Below are 20,702 nucleotides of genomic sequence, written 5' to 3' on the forward strand. Positions count from 1 at the left end.
GCAAGGGGGGAAAACGGGCGTCATTATAGAGAATCCTGAGCGCCGACGAAACCGTTTGCGTCGAAATAAAATCATCCTTTATGTTTAACAATAGATGTGACCTGTCTCTCTAATTGGTTGCCAACTGGCGCTACTTTGCGCAAAATGCCGCTCAATCAATGGCAAACTCTACTCTTAACATGACTACAGCACACTGAGGCAACCGGCGTCGCAGAGAATTAACTAATTGAAAAAATTAAAGATTAATTATCTGCTCATCGGCATTGTTACGTTGCTGCTGGCAGTGGCCCTCTGGCCGTCTATCCCCTGGTTCGGCAAGGCCGAAAACCGTATCGCCGCCATTCAGGAGCGGGGGGAGTTGCGCGTCAGTACCCTCTCCTCCCCGCTTATTTACGACGATATCAACGGTAAAACCATCGGTCTTGATTACGAACTGGCACAGCTGTTTGCGGACTATCTGGGCGTGAAGCTGAAAGTTACCGTGCGGCAGAACATCAACCAGCTGTTTGATGATTTGGACCATGACCGTGCCGATATTCTCGCCGCAGGTCTGGTGTACAACAGCGAACGCAGCAAAAACTATCAACCGGGCCCGACCTATTACTCCGTGTCGCAGCAGGTGGTTTATCGTGTGGGTAGCCTGCGCCCACGCTCACTGGCCGACATCACCGACCAGCAATTGACCATTGCGCCAGGCCATGTGGTGATTGACGATCTGCGGGCGTTGAAAGAGAAAAAATACCCGAACCTCAGCTGGACGGTCGATCCTAAACTCGGCACGACCGAATTGCTGGAGCAGGTAAAAGATAAAAAGCTGGCCTATACCATTGCTGATTCGGTGGCGATCAGCCTTTTCCAGCGCGTTCATCCTGAAATTGCCGTGGCGCTGGATGTGACCGACGAACAGCCGGTGACCTGGTTTACCCAGCTGGACGACGATCAAACCGTCTCTGCGGCTATGCTCGATTTCTTTAATTCCATCAATGAAGACGGCACCCTGGCGCGCCTGGAAGAGAAATATCTCGGTCACGGGGACGATTTTGATTACGTTGACACCCGCACTTTCCTGCGCGCGGTGGACAGCGTGCTGCCGGACCTGCAACCGATGTTTGAGAAGTACGCCGAGGAGATTGACTGGAAGCTGCTGGCGGCAATTTCCTACCAGGAATCGCACTGGGATGCTCAGGCCACCTCCCCCACGGGCGTGCGCGGGTTGATGATGCTGACCAAAAATACCGCCCAGAGCCTCGGCATCAGCGACCGGACCGATGCGGAACAGAGCATCAGCGGCGGCGCGCAGTATTTACAGGATATGATGGCGAAAGTGCCGGAGACGGTCCCGGAAGGGGAGCGTATCTGGTTTGCGCTGGCCGCCTATAACATGGGTTATGCGCACATGCTCGACGCGCGGGCGCTGACGGCGAAAACCAAAGGTAACCCGGACAGCTGGTCAGATGTAAAACAGCGCCTGCCGCTGCTTAGCCAGAAACAGTGGTACCAGAAGCTGACGTACGGCTATGCGCGCGGGCATGAAGCGTATGCCTACGTGGAAAATATTCGTAAGTACCAGATAAGCCTGGTGGGATATCTGCTGGAGAAAGAAAAAGAGGCGGCCGAGGCGCAACAGCTGGCTGAAAGCTATCCGGTGGTCGCACCGGACGAGCTTAATCATCCTGCGGTTTCAATTCTGCCTTTTGTTGCTTTTTCTGCTGCCGACGCATTCGAAAAAAGTCACTTAACAGACCCGAACATTCTGGTGCAAGTACCCCGCCGATAGTTTTCACCTGGTGGTTCATCCCCGGATGCCCAAGTACGTCCATCAGTGAACCAGCAGCGCCCGTCTTTTCATCCCGCGCGCCAAACACCAGCGTACCGATTCGGCTGTGCACCATCGCCCCGGAGCACATTACGCACGGCTCAAGGGTGACATACAGGGTGGTATCAAGCAGACGATAGTTTTGCAGCACCAGTCCGCCCTGACGCAGCGCCATAATTTCAGCATGCGCGGTAGGATCGTGACGGCCAATCGGACGGTTCCACCCTTCCCCAATCACCTGATTGTTATGGACCAGTACCGCGCCCACGGGCACTTCGCCCTCTTCCCAGGCGCGCTGAGCCAGCGCCAGCGCATGGCGCATCCAGTATTCATGATTGTGTTCAGGGTTGGACAAGGGCTGATACTCCAGTCGAAAAGCGGGCGGCATTATACACAGCCGGTACAGATAAGACTATTCGAGTTGCTGAAGTTCGCCCAGAGGCGTGACGCGCCAGCGATGCTGGCAAAAATAGAGCAGCGGGTTGTCCTGCTTGCTGTCGCTGTAGCCGCTGTACAGACGCAGCGGCGTACCGATGCGTTTCTCCAGCTGCACCACTTTTTCATGTCCGAGGCAGCGCATAGTCAGCACCCAGCCGCCGTAGCCGCGCGCGATTTGTGTCGCGATAAGATTCACGCGCGGCAGCCAGGGCGTATCAAAATAGACATGCTCCACCAGCGTCTGCGGGGAGCCGGTAATCAGCCAGATATCGGCATCGTTGGCGTCGAGATAGCTGGTCAGGCGCGCCTGTACCACGGGAAACGCGGCGACGTGCCCGCGAAACCAGTGCGCAAAATCCTGTTCGAGCTGCTTAAGGCGCGCTTCGCTATGACCAAACGTGCATCCCCAGAGCAGCAGGCTCATCGGCCAGCGCGCTGCACGGCCTTTCACCAGCAGCGCGATACCAATAACGGGTAACAGGGGTAATACCAGCAACGCGTTAAGGGGCTGGCGCCGCAGCAGGTAGCGCATAAAGGTGCCGAACATATCCTGCTGATGCAGCGTTCCATCCAGATCAAAAAAGACAACGCGACGCTCGTGACTGGCCAAACCTTACTCCTCTGGGTCGTTGAATCCTAACAGCCAGGTAAACAGGAACCCGGCGATCACCGCTACCAGATAGCCTAACAGATAGAGCATCACTTTTCCGGTCACGATGGTTAATGCCAGCGGTAAACCGGAGATCCCGAAGGTAATGACGGTCGCCACTTTCCAGTAGCTGATTAACGCCCCGCCCACCGCGCCACCGAGACAGGCGGCCAGGAACGGCTTACCCAGTGGCAAGGTCACGCCGAAAATCAACGGTTCGCCGATACCGAGTAACCCGACCGGCAGCGCCCCTTTAATGACCTTTTTCAGACGCGCGTTGCGGGTTTTCATCAGCACCGCGATGGCCGCGCCGACCTGCCCAACGCCCGCCATCGACAGGATCGGCAGCAGTGCGTTATAGCCGTGCGCCTGTACCAGTTCGACGTGGATCGGCACCAGCCCCTGATGCAGACCGGTCAGCACTAACGGCAGGAAGGTCCCGGACAGCACGGCCCCCACCAGCAGCCCGCCGCGATCGATCGCCAGAGACGCGCCGTGGGCGATGGCTTCAGAGATCGCGCCGCCTAACGGTTGCAGCGCCACAATCGCCACGCTCCCGGTAATCAATGTGGTCAGCAGCGGGTTGAGGATCAGCTCAATCGAGCCTGGCAGCAACGCGCGCAGCTTTTTCTCGATCCAGCACATCAGAATGACCACCAGCAGCACGGCAATCACCCCACCGCGGCCTGGCTGAAGCGCCTCGCCAAACAGCGTAATCTGCGCCAGCTGCGGGCTGGAGAGGATACCCGCCATTACGCCGCCCATCGCCAGCGAGCCGCCGAACACTTTGGCCGTGTTTACCCCCACCAGAATGTTCATGATGGCAAACACCGCGCTGCCGAAAATCGCCAGAATACCCAGCAGGTTCGGATACTGGGTGGCGAAATTCCCGACAATATCCGGACGCTTGAGGATATTGATAATCCCGGTGATCAGCCCCGATGCGATAAACGCCGGGATCAGAGGAATAAAGACGTTTGCCAGCTGGCGCAGCGCATCGCTCATGGGGGCTTTGTATTTGGCTTTCGCCTGCGCTTTGGTGCGTTCCGCGTCGTCAAAGGCGGGAGCCGTTTCACTGCCCGTCATCAGGGCGCGCATGGCATCAACCACCTGCGCCGCTTTGCCCGGACCGACAATCAGCTGGTGCTGTTGCCCCTGTTTAACGTACCCGCTCACGCCGGGGAGCTGCTTCAGGCGCGTTAAATCAAGCTTTTCGTCGTTGTGCACCTCGACGCGTACACGCGTCATGCAGTTTTCCAGACGCTGAATATTTTTTTCCCCACCGATCCCAAGCAGGATGTCGCTGGCGAGCGCTGCTGTTTTGTCCATACACGCCTCTTATTGGTGTTCTAATGCCGCCCGTAAAAACCCGTGATGGGCTTCGAGCCTGGCTCTGGCCGCGGCTGCATCCAGCCCGGTTAATATCATCAGAATGGCGGGTTTGACGTCGTAATCGGTCTGTTTGAGTACCGCTTCCGCCTCTTCCCGACCTGCCCCTGTCGCCTCTATCACCATGCGGCAGGCTCTGTCCACCAGCTTGACGTTGGTGGCCTGCATATCCACCATCAGGTTTTGGTAGACCTTGCCGAATTTCACCATCGCGCCGGTGGAGATCATATTGAGCACCAGCTTCTGCGCGGTTCCCGATTTCAGGCGCGTGGAGCCGGTGAGCGCTTCCGGCCCGACGACCGGAGAGATGGCAATGGCAGCCACCTGCGCAATCGGCGAACCCGGGTTACAGGAGATGGCCACCGTGGTACATCCCGTCTGTCTGGCGTATTCCAGCCCACCAATGACGTACGGCGTACGACCAGAAGCCGCCAGCCCGACGACCAGATCCTGCGCGGTCAGGTTCAGCGCCCTGAGATCGTCTTCCCCAAGCTGTTTATTGTCTTCTGCCCCTTCCACCGCTTTCAGCAGCGCGCCGGGGCCACCGGCAATCAGGCCAACGACCAGACCATGCGGAACGCCAAAGGTCGGGGGACACTCTGAGGCATCCAGCACACCGAGGCGCCCACTGGTACCCGCCCCCATGTAAATAATGCGTCCTCCTGCTTTCAGAGCGTCGGCAGCGGCGTCTACGGCTTTCGCCACCTCGGGCAATGTCTCTTTGACTGCCAGCGCGACGAGGGTATCCTGTTGATTAAAGCGGTTTACCAGCTCCAGCGTGGACAGTGCATCAAGATCCATGGTTTGCGGGTTACGCGTTTCAGAAACAAGAGAGCCTAGATTCATGTTATTTACCTCTGGAATTTTTAATTCATAATAAACGCACTATAATGGAATATAAAATTCATTCAGGCGAGCAAAATTCGTATTTGCGCGGGTAATCACATTTTCGCCAGGAGACCGTATGAACTGTTTAATTCGTATTCGCCAGCGCTACGCAGGGTTTGCCCAGAGTGACAAAAAGCTGGCGGATTATTTACTTTCCCAGCCCGATCGCGCGCGACACCTCAGCTCCCAGCAGCTGGCAGGCGAAGCCGGGGTGAGCCAGTCGAGCGTGGTGAAATTTGCCCAGAAGATAGGCTATAAAGGCTTTCCGGCGCTAAAACTGGCGATCAGTGAAGCACTGGTAAGCAACCCTAATCCGCAGTCAATGCCGGTGCATAACCAGATCCGCGGCGACGATCCGATGCGTCTGGTCGGCGAAAAGCTGATCAAAGAGAACGTGGCGGCAATGCATGCCACGCTGGATGTGAACACGGAAGAGAAGCTGCTGGAAAGCGTAGCCATGCTTCGCGACGCGCGGCGTATTGTGTTGACCGGGATCGGCGCCTCCGGACTGGTTGCGCGTAACTTTGGCTGGAAGCTGACAAAAATCGGCTATAACGCCATCGTTGAACAGGATATGCACGCGCTGCTGGCGACCGTGCAGGCCATGGATCCTGACGATTTACTGCTGGCCATCTCCTATTCCGGCGAGCGTCGTGAAATTAATATGGCTACCGACGAAGCCCTGCGCGTAGGAGGAAAAATTCTGGCGATTACTGGCTTCAGCCCGAATGCGCTCCAGCAGCGGGCCACCCGCTGTCTGTATACCATTGCCGAGGAACAGGCCACTCGCAGTGCGGCGATTTCGTCGACGAGTGCGCAGATGATGCTGACGGACCTGCTGTTTATGGCGCTGGTTCAGCAGGATCTGGAGCGTGCGCCAGAGCGTATTCGTCACAGCGAAGAGCTGGTAAAAAAACTGGTCTGAACAACGAATGAGCGTATAATGCCCGCCCTGTTTGTGATGTTTCTGAGAATTTCCTGATGGCGCTGTTAATCACCAAAAAATGCATCAACTGCGATATGTGCGAACCCGAATGCCCGAACGAGGCGATTTCGATGGGCGACAGCATTTATGAGATTAACAGCGACCGCTGCACCGAATGCATCGGCCACTATGAGACGCCGACCTGCCAGAAGGTGTGCCCCATTCCCAATACGATCTTAAAAGATCCGGCACACGTCGAGAACGAAGAACAGCTGTGGGATAAGTTTGTCCTGATGCACCATGCGGACAAAATTTAACTCTCGATGATCACCGTCGCACAGGCGTAGTGGCGTTCATCTGCAAGCGTTACGTGCATGTGCGCCACGCCCAGCTTTTCCGCCAGCTTAAGCGCCTCGCCCCATAAACGCAGACGTGGCTTACCCAGCTCATCGTTAAACACTTCAAACTGGTTAAACGCCAGGCCGTTACGAATGCCCGTGCCGAACGCTTTCGCCGCCGCCTCTTTTACCGCGAAACGCTTTGCCAGAAAGCGCACCGGCTGTTGATGCGCCTCCCAGATAGCCCATTCGTTATCGCTCAGCACGCGTCTTGCGAGGCGATCGCCGCTCCGGGCGATCACCGCTTCAATGCGGGCTATTTCAACGATGTCGGTGCCTAAGCCCAGAATAGCCATTACTGACGCGCTTCCAGCATCAGGCGCTTCATCTCGGAAACCGCTTCTTTCAGACCGCTCATCACCGCGCGGCCAATGATGGCGTGGCCGATGTTCAGCTCGTGCATTTCCGGCAGGGCAGCGATGGCTTTTACGTTGTGATAGGTCAGGCCGTGACCGGCGTTAACCTTCAGTCCCAGGCTCGCGGCGTAGGTTGCCGCTTTGGCGATTCGCTCCAGCTCTTTCGCCTGCGCTGCATCGTTTTCGGCATCGGCATAGCAGCCGGTGTGAATTTCAATATACGGCGCACCCACGTCGGCAGCGGCTTTAATCTGGGTGAAATCGGCGTCGATAAACAGAGAAACCAGGATACCGGCATCCGCCAGGCGTTTGCAGGCATCGCGCATTTTGTCGAGCTGCCCGGCCACATCCAGACCGCCTTCGGTGGTCACTTCCTGACGCTTTTCCGGCACCAGGCAGCAGAAATGCGGTTTGGTCTCGCAGGCAATCGCCAGCATCTCTTCGGTGACCGCCATCTCCAGATTCATGCGGGTGTCCAGCGTCTGACGCAGGATGCGCACGTCCCGGTCGGTGATGTGGCGACGATCTTCACGCAGGTGAACGGTAATGCCGTCGGCGCCAGCCTGCTCAGCGATAAACGCCGCCTGAACAGGATCGGGATACGCGGTACCGCGTGCATTACGTAACGTGGCGATGTGATCGATGTTGACGCCTAAAAGTAATTCAGCCATGACAATCCTCGGTATTTTTGTTCATTTACCTTCTCCCTCTCCCTCCGGGAGAGGGCTGGGGTGAGGGGTAAAACATTAGCGTTTCGGCATAAACTGCCTGAATAATTCGCGGCTCTTTAAAGGTTTGCCCCCAAGATACGGCTTGAGCGCAATTCGGGTAAAGCGTTTTGCCGCACGCAGAGTGTCGGCGTCCGGGAACTCGCGTTCATACAGTGCTCTGAGCTGGCGCCCGGTAAAGGTGCTGTTATCGACGACGACACTGGCAATAAAGCCCTTTTCCTCACGATAGCGATAGGTCATGGTGTCTTCTACCTCGTCTCCGCTTCCCGCACAGTGCAGAAAATCGACGCCGTAACCAAGGTGCCCGAGCAGCGCCAGTTCGAAACGACGCAGAACAGGCTCAGGGGTGCCGGTTGCGCCAGCAAGTGCCTGAATACAGTGCAGGTAATCAAAGAAAAGTTCAGAGAAGCGGGTCTCATGTTCAAGAACCCGTGAGATGAGTTCGTTAACATACAAACCGCTGTAGAGCGTGATACCAGAAAGAGGAAGCGCCAGGGAGACGGCTTCAGCACTGCGCAGGGTTTTGACTTCCCCTCGCCCGCCAAAGCGGACCAGCAGCGGGGTGAAAGGCTGCAAGGCACCTTTCAGATTAGAACGTCTGGAACGTGCGCCTTTGGCAACAAGGCGCACGCGACCGGACTCTTCCGTGAAGACGTCCAGCATCAGGCTGGTTTCGCTCCAGGGACGACTATGCAGGGCAAAGGCGCGCTGCCATCCATCCATATGCTCGTCGTCTTAGGTTACTGATCTTCGCCGTAACCGAGGCTGCGCAGCGCACGCTCATCATCGGCCCAGCCAGATTTCACTTTCACCCACAGTTCCAGGTGAACCGGTGCTTCAAACATGTCCTGCATGTCTTTACGGGCTTCGATTCCGATAGTTTTGATCTTGGCGCCTTTATTGCCGATCACCATCTTCTTCTGCCCTTCACGCTCAACGAGGATCAGACCGTTAATATCGTAGCCGCCACGCTCGTTGCTCTGGAAACGCTCGATCTCCACCGTCACAGAATACGGAAGTTCAGCGCCCAGGAAACGCATCAGCTTCTCACGGATGATTTCAGACGCCATAAAACGCTGAGAGCGATCGGTGATGTAGTCTTCCGGGAAGTGATGAGTCGCTTCCGGCAGATGCTTGCGCACGATACCCGCAATGGTATCAACGTTCAGACCCGTTTCCGCAGACAGCGGGACGATGTCCAGGAAGTTCATCTGGCTGCCCAGCCATTGCAGGTGCGGCAGCAGATCGGCTTTTTCCTGCACGTTGTCCACTTTATTGACTGCGAGGATCACCGGCGTTTTGCCGTCGCGCAGCTTGTTCAGGACCATTTCGTCGTCCGGCGTCCAGCGGGTGCCTTCCACAACGAAAATCACCAGCTCTACGTCGCCAATGGAGCTGCTCGCCGCCTTGTTCATCAGACGGTTGATGGCGCGCTTCTCTTCCATGTGCAGGCCCGGTGTATCGACGTAGATCGCCTGATACGCACCTTCAGTATGGATACCGACGATGCGGTGACGCGTGGTCTGCGCCTTACGCGAGGTGATAGAAATCTTCTGCCCAAGCAGATTATTCAGCAGGGTGGATTTGCCAACGTTCGGACGTCCGACGATGGCAATAAATCCGCAATAGGTTTTGTCGATGCTCATTCCAGCTCCAGCATTTTTAACGCCTGTTCGGCGGCAGCCTGTTCAGCCTTACGACGGCTTGAACCCGTGCCGACCACCGGTTCACTCAGGCCACTGACCTGGCAATGGATGGTAAATTCCTGATCGTGGGCTTCGCCACGCACCTGCACCACCAGATAGGATGGCAGCGGCAGATGACGACCCTGCAAATATTCTTGCAGACGCGTTTTAGGATCTTTTTGTTTATCGCCCGGGCTGATTTCGTCCAGGCGGGTCTGATACCAGTTAAGGATCAGCTTTTCTACGGTCTGGATATCGCTGTCCAGGAACACGCCACCGATCAATGCCTCGACCGTATCGGCAAGGATGGATTCACGACGGAAACCACCACTTTTCAGCTCACCTGGCCCCAGACGCAGGCATTCACCCAGCTCAAACTCGCGTGCGATTTCAGCGAGGGTATTGCCGCGCACCAGCGTGGCGCGCATGCGGCTCATATCACCTTCGTCCACACGCGGAAAACGATGATAAAGCGCATTTGCAATCACAAAACTTAAAATAGAGTCGCCTAAAAACTCGAGACGCTCATTATGTTTGCTGCTGGCACTGCGATGGGTTAATGCCTGTTGCAACAACTCCTGATGATGAAAAGTGTAGCCCAGCTTCCGTTGAAGCCGATTAATTACGATGGGGTTCATGCGATACCAATAAATGAATGCGTCAAAAATGCAGCACACGAAACCGACCTGAGAAAACCAACGCGGTTTCGTGTGCCGTGGCACCCTTGCAGGGCCAACCTTAAACTTCGGGGGAATATTCTATACACAACGACAGGGGATGTCGTTAGTTCAAAGAGATTTATCGCTGAAATAATTCACGTAGCGGCGAATAAAAGCCGCTACGTGTTATTTTTGGCGAAAATTAATGAATTCCGCCAATACGATTCAGGCGAACACCGGTCGGCCACTCGCCTTCCTGCTTCTCAAAACTCATCCAGATAGCGGTTGCTTTACCGACCAGATTCGCTTCCGGCACAAAGCCCCAGTAACGGCTGTCCGCAGAGTTATCGCGGTTATCACCCATCATGAAGTAGTGTCCCGGCGGCACAATCCAGGTCGCCAGTTGTTGGCCTGGCTGCTGGTAGTACATTGCCAGCTGATCCTGTGCGATGGGCACGGTCAGAATGCGGTGAGTAACATCGCCCAGCGTCTCTTTGCGTTCAACCAGACGAATGCCATTCTCTTTGGTTTCACCTTTTGGCACCTGGAAGAATCCGCTGGTCGCTTCACCGCCGTTACGGCGGGCGAAGGTCTGCACAAAATCAGCTGGCTCAACGTTGGAGTAAGTGACTGGCAGCGCATTTTCACATGCGGTGCCAGAGCTACAGCCTGGCTGAATGGTCACCTCTTTTGCCACCGGATCGTAGGTCACTTTATCGCCCGGCAGACCTACCGCGCGTTTAATATAATCCAGCCGCGGGTCTTCCGGATATTTAAACACCACGATGTCGCCACGTTTCGGATGACCCGTTTCGATCAGCGTTTTCTGATAGATCGGATCTTTGATGCCATAGGCAAACTTCTCAACCAGAATGAAATCACCGATCAGCAGCGTTGGCATCATCGATCCTGACGGGATCTGGAACGGTTCATAAATAAATGAACGCACCACCAGCACAATCGCCAGCACCGGGAATACCGATGCCCCTGTTTCCAGCCAGCCCGGTTTTGGGCCGACTTTTTTCAGGGTTTTCGCGTCCAGCGCATCGCCCGTGGCTGCCTGCGCGGCAGCCTGACGTTCACGGCGTTTTGGGGCGAAGATAAACTTATCGAGGCACCACAACAGACCTGTCACCAGGGTAGCGATGACCAGGATCAGGGCAAACATGTTCGCCATGCCAACTCCTTAAGGTTATTTACCGTTACCGTCTTTACCAACATGAAGGATGGCAAGGAATGCTTCCTGCGGCAGCTCAACGTTACCGACCTGCTTCATACGCTTCTTACCTTCTTTCTGCTTCTGCAACAGCTTTTTCTTACGGCTGACGTCGCCGCCGTAGCACTTAGCCAGAACGTTTTTACGCAGCTGCTTCACGGTTGAACGGGCAATGATGTGGTTACCAATGGCCGCCTGAATCGCAATGTCAAACTGCTGACGCGGGATCAGATCTTTCATCTTCTCAACCAGCTCACGACCACGGTACGGTGCGTTATCGTTGTGAGTGATCAGCGCCAGCGCATCCACACGCTCGCCGTTGATCAGCACGTCCACACGAACCATGTTCGAGGCCTGGAAGCGTTTGAAGTTGTAGTCCAGCGACGCATAGCCACGGGAGGTAGACTTCAGACGGTCGAAGAAGTCGAGCACCACTTCTGCCATCGGAATTTCATAGGTCAGCGCCACCTGGTTACCGTGGTAAACCATGTTGGTCTGCACGCCACGCTTCTCAATACACAGGGTGATCACGTTACCGAGGAACTCCTGCGGCAGCAGCATGTGACACTCTGCGATAGGCTCGCGCAGTTCCTGAATATTATTCAGCGGTGGGAGCTTGGACGGGCTGTCGACGTAGATCACCTCTTTCGAGGTGGTTTCTACTTCGTAGACAACCGTCGGGGCGGTGGTGATCAGATCCAGATCGTATTCACGCTCCAGACGTTCCTGAATGATCTCCATGTGCAGCAGACCGAGGAAGCCACAGCGGAAGCCAAAGCCCAGCGCCGTTGAGCTTTCTGGCTCGTAGAACAGGGAGGCATCGTTGAGGCTCAGCTTTCCGAGCGCATCGCGGAAGTTTTCGTAATCGTCAGAGCTGACCGGGAACAGACCCGCATAAACCTGCGGTTTCACCTTTTTGAAGCCTGGCAGCGCGTTATCTGCCGGGTTACGTGCACCGGTCAGGGTATCGCCCACCGGCGCGCCGAGGATGTCTTTAATTGCACAGACCAGCCAGCCCACTTCGCCGCATTTCAGTTCGGTACGGTCAACCTGTTTTGGCGTGAAGATGCCCAGACGGTCAGCGTTGTAGACCTGGCCGGTGCTCATGACCTTGATTTTGTCGCCTTTACGCATGGTGCCGTTTTTAATACGCACCAGCGAGACAACGCCGAGGTAGTTATCAAACCAGGAGTCGATGATCAGCGCCTGTAGCGGCGCATCCGGGTCGCCTTCCGGCGGCGGAATATCTCGCACCAGACGTTCCAGTACGTCCGGAACACCGACACCGGTTTTCGCCGAGCAGCGTACTGCATCGGTCGCATCAATACCGACGATGTCTTCAATCTCTTCCGCTACGCGCTCAGGATCGGCGGCTGGCAGGTCGATTTTATTCAGAACCGGCACCACTTCGAGATCCATTTCCATGGCGGTGTAGCAGTTTGCCAGCGTCTGGGCCTCTACGCCCTGCCCGGCATCCACCACCAGCAGCGCGCCTTCGCAGGCCGCCAGCGAGCGTGACACTTCATAAGAGAAGTCAACGTGCCCTGGGGTGTCGATAAAGTTCAGCTGATAGGTTTCACCATCGGAAGCTTTATAGTCGAGCGTCACGCTCTGCGCTTTGATGGTAATACCGCGTTCGCGTTCCAGGTCCATGGAGTCCAGAACCTGGGCTGCCATTTCACGATCAGACAGGCCACCGCAAATCTGGATAATACGGTCAGACAGCGTCGACTTACCGTGGTCAATGTGAGCAATGATGGAGAAATTTCTTATGTTCTTCATATGTATGAATTTATTTACTCGCTATGCGGATTAAATCTTCTTGATGGACACAGCGGTGGACACTCCACAGTAACTACCCCATCAACGACTGGCATGCATATTACACTGTAGCGCCCAAATCGTCAGCATACGATCTCCTGTTCATCGTGTGATAACGAGTGCCTACGGTTAAGCAATGAAAATTAAATTGTTGGGCATTCATCATCGCCCAGCGCACGGTTGATGAAGAACGTCACTCTACCCAATACCTCAACTTCTTCCAGAGCAGACCCTTCGATCGGTTCGCCGTCGTCTGTTATGAGCGATCGCCCCATCAGCTTGGCAAACTGTGTGTGCCCGTCGCACAAAATCAGTAACACATCTCCTGGCGTCTTCATCACTACAGGCTCGATAACCGCGAATCCCATATCAGTTTCAAGAACCCTGCTATCGGCGCCCATGTTGCACAGAATTTCGGGGGTGAGCTGGCGCTCAACGTAATCAGCTGCTGGTGATGCAAATCCCATCAGTGAACCCTCCCCATGTTGCGGAGCATCCAGAGACGGTTTTCGCTGTTGTCCGGCGTCTTGTCGACGAAGAACTCCTGATAATACTCAATCCACTCGTTGGCATCTTTCTGGCTGAAATGCCAGTTTCTGGCGCGCAGTTCTCGGATAAAGTCGTCGGTGCGAAGGCACTGATAACCCTTAGGGTTTAGGTGTATGGCAGCGACAAATGCGCTGTGAATGTCTGATTTGCGGGGCATGATCTGCACTCCTTTTGCTGTTTTTATATACAGTAGTTTTAAAGGGTGTGCAGATCAAGGAGGTTTACATTGCCGGCTGTTCAGGCCAGCTGAATCCCGGTTCTTTGGCTTCCTCAATCTTGACGGACTTAACTTGCTTTATATACCCCATCCACGCAGTCAATTTAGCCTTATCATCATTGCTGATAATTCCAAGAGCCAGCTCTGTGCGCCAGTCCTCAGTAATGACGCTGGCAGTATTAAGTAAATGCTGCTGCTCTTTTTCAGCCTGAACCTGCAACTGCTCGGGAGTCTTGGGTGGAATATCAGCCCATACCGGCATGCCGTCATCTCCGGCGACCCTCACTTTGCCTTCAGGTGCGCTCGCGGTAAATTCAATGAACATCTCATCACTAATATCGCTACTGTCGTCAGGCCAGGAGCCTGCCATTTCATACGCATCCTTTAGCGACACAGCATAAAATGCATTATTTTTAGGGCTATAAACGTAATTGCTCATATCAATATCCTATCGCAAACCAGGGGACATATGCCGTAATCGGTGGCTGGAGTCCGGTCGGAGCTGTCCTGTCCAGAATGCCTAAATTATATAAAGTGAAAGCTGTATTTGTTAAATAACCAATTTGAACTTCAGTTTTTCGAGCTGCATTCCCCTGGTCATGTTCAGTAATAAATAAACATTTATTTGGAAATGTAATATTGAAATTCGCTATTGCATCAGGGTTTTGTGGGGTTAATGGGCCTGCGGAGCCCCATTGGAATATCAAACCATTAGGTAATTTTGCCCAGCCATTAACCCCCAGTGATACTGAAAACCCCCCCATATCGGGTATTTGATTATGGCCAGTTCCGACATCACGCATCGCTGCAGTCTTTATCCCGAAGTTGGCAAGCGCTCCCGAAGTATCTTTTGCTCCAGTGCCACCTTGTTCAATACTTAGCGCCGTGGTCAACCCGCTCAGGCTTGTAATATCATTGTTGGCTCCTTTTTTAGCCAGCGACTTCTGACCCGGTACCGTGACGGCCGCACCGTTAATCGTGATGGTGACATCTGTGGTGCCGTTCATCACATCCGCGAAACCGCTCATATAGCGCTGGTACATCGTGAATGTTTCAGCAATATCCTGCGCCAGACCATCGACACTCAGGCTGTCGCTGAGAAGAATGGCGTATTTTGTTCCAGCAGGGATTGCAGGGTTAGCAGCTGGCGTAACGGTGAGACTTGTTGCGCTGCCAATGGTGGTAATCTGAAATACCTGCACAGGGCTGGTCATTGCAATAACGGTACAGCCGTTACGAATAAGAGAACCAGCAGCAGTGAAGTTTGTGCCGGTACCTGTAAGGGTGTTTCCGCTGATGGCGATAGTGCCAGTAGTATAAATCATGTTTTCTCCAGGCAATAAAAAACCCGCCGAAGCGGGTTATAAATCAGGTTGAATATCAGAAGGTCAGGCAAAAGAGCCAGTACCGCGGGTAATTGTTAATGTCGGGGATGAAATGATTTTGCTGGCCGTCCCGGTGCCGGTAACCGTTATGACGCCGGTTACAGTGGCTGAGGTAATCCCCTTCACTGCATGTCTTACGGTCATCCAGAGCCCACTGTTCCCGGCTGGCACATTGATTGTGCCTAAATCGCGTGTATTCCCGTTGATGCTGAGAGTGATGGAGACCGTTGTGGTGCCAGTCACTGAAGAAACATAAATCAGCGCCTCAAGAAGTGCTGATTTACTCAGTGCCGCTGATGAGGAATCCGTAAACGTGATTGTTTTTGTCGCAACCCCGCCGCCAGAAATATTGACGTCACTGCCAATCCCCACGTTTGCAATATCACCAACAAAAGTTGTCGCCTCTACCGTACCTTTAAAGCTGCCGTTAGTGGCGTATACCGTTCCCCGGATCGTGACGTTATTCAGCTCAGCGTTGCCACTTTTCGGCAGGTTCCAGCCAGTGCCAGCCGAGCCGCTAACGAAATTATCCGACTTCAGTGAATCAGTGATTTTCCCGAACTCAATACTGGCGTTGCGGAAAAACGCATCGTTAAAGAAAGCCTGTCCACCCTGGATAACAAACGGCAGAGTCACAGTCCCTCCCGCCTGAGTCATCACAGCAAAGCGGTCAGCCAGGAAGAGAACCTGCGACTGCATGCCAGATGGCGTATTCTGAACACCAATCCCCATCCCTGCTGCATACTGATTACCATTAGAATCAACAGCAACCTTAATGCTGTACATCGCATTCAGGTTATTGTTGATGTCAGCTGATACCTGAGCATTCTGGACAATAGCGGCCTGCTGGCCATTTACAGTGACCTTCAGCGAATTGTTCTGAGTTGCCGAAGCCTGTGTGAAGTCAGCAAGCGTCTTTGACAGATCAGTGACATTCGCGGTGTTTCCACCGGCACTGGAGTCAAGGGTGCGCAACGACACAGCAACAGCTTTACTGGCATCGGCCATTACATTATCGACCCGCTCAATACCGGCTTTGTTATCGCCATATTGCACGCTCAGAAGGTTACGCTGGTTAACCTGAGCGAGCGTGCTGGTGATCAGCGAGATAGCATTGTTTTGAATACCGCCGCTGGCCTTATCAGTTTGTGCACCCAGTTCTTCCAGACGTGATGCCATTGAGGAATCGAGGTCCGTGACTACCTGGCTAAGATCAGTGATTGATGCTGTATTCTGAGCACCTACAGCAGCAGCTGAATCAGCTTTATCAGAGGCGGCCTGCGTGGCAGCAGTCAATTGGCTTACCGCAGAAGCGCGCGCTTCAGTTTCCGTCGCTAATGCCTGGCGAACATCAGTAATACCGGCTTCATTCTGCGCAGTTTTTGCCTCAAGACGGGTAACATCAGTAACTCGCGCCTCCGTCTCAGTGGCGATCACCTCCCGGAGCTGTTCGAATGTCGCAGAGTTTGCGCCCTGCTGCGCAGTCTGCCGCACAACAACATCAGCAATTGCCAGAGCATTGCCGATAATTGCTTCGGCGGTCTGCTTATTCGAACCCACGGCAGCAGCCAGGCCATCGGCGTTCTCCTTAATTGCATCGGACAGCTCCGCCAGTTTTTCACTGCTGGCCACGGCATCCTCGATCAGGTCCTTGAAGACTTCAGAGCTTTTGATGTCTTCAAGGATTGCATCCGTGATATCGGAAACATCGATGCTGGCCTGCCCGCGCACCCAGTCGGTCCATTCGCTCTGATTCCCGATGCGGTCAACCAGCCGTGCCCGGTACCAGAATTCCTGCCCTGCCTTCAGCCCCATCTGCTGATAGAGTTTCTGAGGATACGGCACCGACGCCAAAAGCATTGGATTTGCCCCATCGACTGAAGCGCTGTATTGCAGTTCCGTGCTCAGGGTGTCGGCGGTATCTGCGGGGAAACCCCATGTAATGTTGATCCCAAATACAATATCCTCTGTTGCAGTTAGTCCGACAGGTTTGGGCACGTCACCGGTGCGGCCGGTAAGATGGGTCAACGCAGAGGTGGCCCAAAGGCTGGACGCTCCCACAGAGTTAATCGCACGGACGCGCACAAGGTAATCGCCCTCGAAAATGCCAGGCACTTCGATATTTCGCAACCCGGTTTCAGGCACGTTTACCCATTCGTTATTTCCGCGTTTCCACTGTGCCCGGTATGCGATGACGTCCGACTGCAGTTTGCCGTCTTTATCAACTGGCGCATCCCATGTGGCGGTTAGCGTGGCCACGCGCTGCCCCTGGCGAACCGCATCATAGCTCGATACCATGATGTTGGTCGGCTGGTTCACGAGCCCGGTCGGAATCAGGCTTATCGGTGGAGTATCAAGACGAGCGTTGTTATCAACGGCATCGTATTTCGACGCGTTATACTCCGCACCGGTAATGGTGAAGGTATTTTCCTCATCATCAAATTTTAGGTTCGTTACCCGGAAATACTGTAGGCGCAGCTGACCAGCATCAATTACGAACACGGCATTAGGTAATGGCGCCGCCGTGAACGGCGTGGACACGATCAGCTGCGTGCCATTTACGGCCTGTATCACCCGGCTTTCGACGGTACCGCCCTGGGTGCGAATCATCAGCGTATCGCCCGCCACCGCACTGGTGCCCCGGTCAGTGGTCACGGCCTTAAGACCAGCGTTATACCCGGTGATACGCCCGCCGTAAACGCGCCCTGACAGGCGTTCATCTGCAAACGCAAATACGGTACCCGGCACGAATACAAAGCCATCAAGTCCAGTCTGAAGCGTGATAATGCGGTCAAGGGAGTTGGAATACACCGCCCACCCGCCACGCCGCTGCGCCTCGCTCTCACGCGTACAACCGATCGCAGTGATTTGTGTCTGCTTAAACTTGAACTGCTTCACCAGTTCCGGAAACATCACTGCCGTGGTGCGGTCCTGATAGTGATTGTCAGGGTCACTGAAGTTAATCAGCGCGCTGGAGAAGCGGGTCTTTTCACTGCCGCTCGAGTAAACCGGCTTGCCCACCACCGAAGCGCGGGTAAGGATTTGCAGCTTCGACGTATCCGCCGGCATGTCCGAGACAACATTGAACATGTTGTTGCCCCAGAACGTCATGCCGTTAAAGCCTGCGGCGATATCCTTGATCACCTGCCAGGCGTCGGCCTGCGCCTGAATGTACACGTCAAACATGAAGCGCAGCTCTGTGCCGCTACCGCCTTTTCCATCTGGTACAAGCTGATCACAGCGCTGCGCTATGCGATAAAGCTCCCATTTATCGAGCATTTCTGGCGTCACGCGGCGGCCAAGTCCGAAACGCGGCTCAGTGAGCACATCGAACCAGATCCATGCTGGGTTATTCGTCCAGCCCCACTTAAACGTCCCGTCCCATGTGCCGCTATAGGTTCGGGCTATCGGATCGTAATTCGAAGGGATGCGGATAATGCGCCCCTTAGGTTTACAGGAAACCTTCGGGATATTGTTGAACGATTTGGCGTTGAACGACACATACAGCAGCGCTGTATGGGGATAGCGCAGGCGCGCATCAATCACCTCAGTGATTGCCTGTACCTGCGTTTTATTCTGTAACATCTGGCTGGTGCTGTCGTCGGTGTCGCGTACCACGCGAATCTGCCAGCCTGTACTGGCTTTCGGAAGATTAATGCGATGGGTCAGTTCATAGAGAGAACTGAGTTTCTCTGTCACGGTTCTTGTCATGACCGTAGAGAACGCACCACCATCTACAGCAAGATCGATATGGTACTTTACGGTAGTGCCGACAATATCCCCGTCGTTTTCCTGCTGCTGCAAACCCGGAATACCAATGCGAACGAGCACAGCGTCAATCTGAGTGTTACTCAGCGCGCGCGTCCAGGGCGTGGCTTTTGTCAGAGATACGCCAACCGTAGTTTCGTTCTCCACTGCGGGAAAACCCGGAATCGGCGTCTGGGTCTGTGTTCCCGGCCGAAATTCCCAGGAAACGTTTTCAAAGTTCATTGTTCCGTCGGCGTTTCCCAGCGGCGTACCGTCCAGGAAAATGCTGGTCGCATCCAGACCACCAGCAAACTCACCTTCCCCGAGCGCCAGCAGCATGCGGCAGCGCGCCATTGACTGCGCCGAATCAGGTTGTTCTACAGGTGTGTGCTGCTTCTGGCTGCCACCCTTTGCACCAGTGATCGCTTCCATATTACATCCATAAAAAAAGCACCCGACTGGGTGCTTGATATTCAGAAAGGAGTTTTCAGATGTCTTCTGCGACTATGCCGGCACTGATGATGGCGCCGCCAATCTCGCGCTCACCATAAAGAAGCGCCACCGGGTTACCCATCGCAAGGGTATTCACCGAGCCACCGAAGGCATATGAGGGTTTATTGTCAGGATCGTCTCGCCCTTGTAACCCTTTGGGCTGGGGCGAAAGCATCTGGTAAATTCCACCAGCCATCATTGACGCGCCCGACATGATAAGTCCGGCACCAAAGGTGAGACCTACACCGGTCCAGCCGGTCGCCACGCCGACGATAATACCGGCGACCACCATCACTGCCCCCAAGATGGTCTGGAACATACCCGCCTTCTTCGCCCCCTCCATAACCGGCGCTATGCGAATATCGCTATCGCCTGCCAGCTCCTGGAAGTCCTGCACGCCTATGTTGCGCTTACCGCGAAACACCGCGAAGGTCATGCCATTTTTTTTTGCATTCATTAGATAGTCTTCCAGTCCGTCGAAGTTGATACACAGGGCTTTGACCGCTTCGGCAGATGTCTGCACTGCCAGTTTATGCACGCGCCCGAACCGGGCGCCCAGTGCGCCATACAGACGAATAGTGGTTAAACGCGCCATGGCTTTATCTCCTGTGGCAGGTCCTTGTGACGGACGCAGATCATCGTCCTGTCTTTGAAATAACCACGCGCATACGGCGTGATGCAGGATGGCTGCCCATACAGATGGTGAAGCAGTTCACCTTCCTCGGTAATGATCCCCGCGTGGTTCCACTTACTGGATTCAACCTGCATGATGACCATACAGCCTGGCGACGGGTCGCATTCGACAAACCCTTCCCGCTCCCAGTTTTCGAAATAGAGATTGTCCGGGTACTGGCTTTCCCACCATGGGTAATCGACGCGAAAATCGTTCAGCGTGACGCCCTGAATGGCGTGCCAGTCCATAATCAGCCCCCAGCAGTCATTCGAGCCCAGGATAAACGGACGCCCAATAAGCGGCACCGCCTCCGGCATTATCTCGGCGTATTCATCGCTGTCCGGCGCGTAAATGCCCCAGACCACGCCGGAGTTATTGCACTGTTGTCGGTCCAGATCGGACGGAATAGGCCGGGCACCGTCGCCAGGGTGGGAGTGAATGACGCGAATAATCGTCCCGATATCTTCGGCGTTAGCCCAGTGCTCGCCGTCGATGCGAAAATGCTCTGTCGGATTTTCGTGCGTATTCGGCACAGGAATGTAGCGCTGGCGACGGCCTGACTGAATAACGAAGCCACAGCACTCACGCGGGGATTCCTCCAGTGCATGCGCCCGGATAGCTGCCATTATGGTTTTATTCATGGGTTAGTCCGTAAAAAAACCCGCCGA

At 54.6% G+C, this 20,702-nt stretch carries 21 protein-coding genes; 3 read left to right on the forward strand and 18 right to left on the reverse strand.

The window, feature by feature from the left end:
• The first annotated feature begins 226 nt into the window (after positions 1 to 226).
• On the forward strand, positions 227 to 1,777 hold the full coding sequence (gene mltF, locus ACQG1Y_RS16785; RefSeq protein ID WP_232936486.1) for a membrane-bound lytic murein transglycosylase MltF: 1,551 nt from the start codon (positions 227 to 229) through the stop codon (positions 1,775 to 1,777).
• On the opposite strand, the gene tadA is transcribed toward mltF, so the two are convergent.
• Genes tadA through murQ form a run of 4 tightly spaced genes read right to left on the reverse strand, consistent with a single transcriptional unit; the run spans position 1,665 to position 5,138 of the window.
• Positions 1,665 to 2,204: a tRNA adenosine(34) deaminase TadA gene (tadA, locus tag ACQG1Y_RS16790; protein WP_022649032.1), complete on the reverse strand. Its 540-nt coding sequence runs from the start codon at positions 2,202 to 2,204 to the stop codon at positions 1,665 to 1,667. The genes mltF and tadA overlap by 113 nt on opposite strands.
• A gap of 24 nt (positions 2,205 to 2,228) precedes the next feature.
• Positions 2,229 to 2,864, reverse strand: coding sequence for a phosphatidylglycerophosphatase C (gene yfhb, locus ACQG1Y_RS16795; protein ID WP_017383550.1), 636 nt, complete (start codon positions 2,862 to 2,864; stop codon positions 2,229 to 2,231).
• A gap of 3 nt (positions 2,865 to 2,867) precedes the next feature.
• Positions 2,868 to 4,232 (reverse strand): PTS transporter subunit EIIC, encoded by a 1,365-nt coding sequence (locus ACQG1Y_RS16800; RefSeq protein ID WP_015572146.1) that lies wholly within the window; start codon positions 4,230 to 4,232, stop codon positions 2,868 to 2,870.
• Positions 4,233 to 4,241: 9 nt separating this feature from the next.
• On the reverse strand, positions 4,242 to 5,138 hold the full coding sequence (murQ, locus tag ACQG1Y_RS16805) for an N-acetylmuramic acid 6-phosphate etherase (RefSeq protein WP_015572145.1): 897 nt from the start codon (positions 5,136 to 5,138) through the stop codon (positions 4,242 to 4,244).
• 118 nt (positions 5,139 to 5,256) lie between these two features.
• Between murQ and ACQG1Y_RS16810 the strand changes: the two genes are divergently transcribed.
• Entirely contained in the window at positions 5,257 to 6,105 is an 849-nt protein-coding gene (locus ACQG1Y_RS16810; protein WP_003860702.1) for a MurR/RpiR family transcriptional regulator, read from the forward strand.
• A 56-nt stretch (positions 6,106 to 6,161) separates the two neighbouring features.
• Positions 6,162 to 6,422, forward strand: a complete 261-nt coding sequence (locus ACQG1Y_RS16815) for a YfhL family 4Fe-4S dicluster ferredoxin (protein ID WP_003860704.1) — start codon at positions 6,162 to 6,164, stop codon at positions 6,420 to 6,422.
• Here ACQG1Y_RS16815 and acpS read toward each other — a convergent pair.
• The 14 genes from acpS to ACQG1Y_RS16885 form a co-directional block, all read right to left on the reverse strand.
• Positions 6,419 to 6,799, reverse strand: a complete 381-nt coding sequence (gene acpS, locus ACQG1Y_RS16820) for a holo-ACP synthase (RefSeq protein WP_015572144.1) — start codon at positions 6,797 to 6,799, stop codon at positions 6,419 to 6,421. The genes ACQG1Y_RS16815 and acpS overlap by 4 nt on opposite strands.
• Positions 6,799 to 7,530 carry a pyridoxine 5'-phosphate synthase gene (gene pdxJ, locus ACQG1Y_RS16825; protein WP_015572143.1) on the reverse strand — a complete coding sequence of 244 codons (732 nt, stop codon included), beginning with the start codon at positions 7,528 to 7,530 and terminating at the stop codon, positions 6,799 to 6,801. The genes acpS and pdxJ overlap by 1 nt, the downstream gene beginning before the upstream one ends.
• Positions 7,531 to 7,605: 75 nt before the next feature.
• Positions 7,606 to 8,313, reverse strand: coding sequence for a DNA repair protein RecO (gene recO / locus ACQG1Y_RS16830; RefSeq protein WP_265448336.1), 708 nt, complete (start codon positions 8,311 to 8,313; stop codon positions 7,606 to 7,608).
• 17 nt (positions 8,314 to 8,330) lie between these two features.
• Positions 8,331 to 9,236 (reverse strand): GTPase Era, encoded by a 906-nt coding sequence (gene era, locus ACQG1Y_RS16835; protein ID WP_003860709.1) that lies wholly within the window; start codon positions 9,234 to 9,236, stop codon positions 8,331 to 8,333.
• Positions 9,233 to 9,913: a ribonuclease III gene (rnc, locus tag ACQG1Y_RS16840; protein ID WP_003860711.1), complete on the reverse strand. Its 681-nt coding sequence runs from the start codon at positions 9,911 to 9,913 to the stop codon at positions 9,233 to 9,235. Before rnc ends, era begins: the two co-directional genes overlap by 4 nt.
• A gap of 223 nt (positions 9,914 to 10,136) precedes the next feature.
• Entirely contained in the window at positions 10,137 to 11,111 is a 975-nt protein-coding gene (gene lepB, locus ACQG1Y_RS16845) for a signal peptidase I (protein ID WP_006811565.1), read from the reverse strand.
• A 15-nt stretch (positions 11,112 to 11,126) separates the two neighbouring features.
• Positions 11,127 to 12,932 (reverse strand): translation elongation factor 4, encoded by a 1,806-nt coding sequence (lepA, locus tag ACQG1Y_RS16850; protein WP_368740540.1) that lies wholly within the window; start codon positions 12,930 to 12,932, stop codon positions 11,127 to 11,129.
• A 182-nt stretch (positions 12,933 to 13,114) separates the two neighbouring features.
• Positions 13,115 to 13,438 carry a hypothetical protein gene (locus ACQG1Y_RS16855; RefSeq protein ID WP_057060590.1) on the reverse strand — a complete coding sequence of 108 codons (324 nt, stop codon included), beginning with the start codon at positions 13,436 to 13,438 and terminating at the stop codon, positions 13,115 to 13,117.
• A complete protein-coding gene (locus ACQG1Y_RS16860) occupies positions 13,438 to 13,677 on the reverse strand; it encodes a hypothetical protein (protein WP_053520668.1) in 240 nt (79 codons plus the stop codon). Before ACQG1Y_RS16860 ends, ACQG1Y_RS16855 begins: the two co-directional genes overlap by 1 nt.
• 64 nt (positions 13,678 to 13,741) lie before the next feature.
• Complete coding sequence (locus ACQG1Y_RS16865) at positions 13,742 to 14,176, reverse strand: tail fiber assembly protein (protein ID WP_045356987.1); 435 nt, start codon at positions 14,174 to 14,176, stop codon at positions 13,742 to 13,744.
• Position 14,177: 1 nt separating this feature from the next.
• Positions 14,178 to 15,062: a gp53-like domain-containing protein gene (locus tag ACQG1Y_RS16870; protein ID WP_426736848.1), complete on the reverse strand. Its 885-nt coding sequence runs from the start codon at positions 15,060 to 15,062 to the stop codon at positions 14,178 to 14,180.
• A gap of 63 nt (positions 15,063 to 15,125) precedes the next feature.
• Positions 15,126 to 19,301, reverse strand: coding sequence for a phage tail protein (locus ACQG1Y_RS16875; protein ID WP_426736849.1), 4,176 nt, complete (start codon positions 19,299 to 19,301; stop codon positions 15,126 to 15,128).
• 55 nt (positions 19,302 to 19,356) lie between these two features.
• Complete coding sequence (locus ACQG1Y_RS16880; RefSeq protein ID WP_016247134.1) at positions 19,357 to 19,956, reverse strand: tail assembly protein; 600 nt, start codon at positions 19,954 to 19,956, stop codon at positions 19,357 to 19,359.
• Positions 19,944 to 20,675, reverse strand: a complete 732-nt coding sequence (locus ACQG1Y_RS16885; RefSeq protein ID WP_057060591.1) for a C40 family peptidase — start codon at positions 20,673 to 20,675, stop codon at positions 19,944 to 19,946. Before ACQG1Y_RS16885 ends, ACQG1Y_RS16880 begins: the two co-directional genes overlap by 13 nt.
• Positions 20,676 to 20,702: the final 27 nt, after the last annotated feature.

Source organism: Enterobacter cloacae complex sp. 397G4 (assembly GCF_050031515.1).
GTDB classification, from domain to species: Bacteria; Pseudomonadota; Gammaproteobacteria; order Enterobacterales; family Enterobacteriaceae; genus Enterobacter; species Enterobacter hormaechei_C.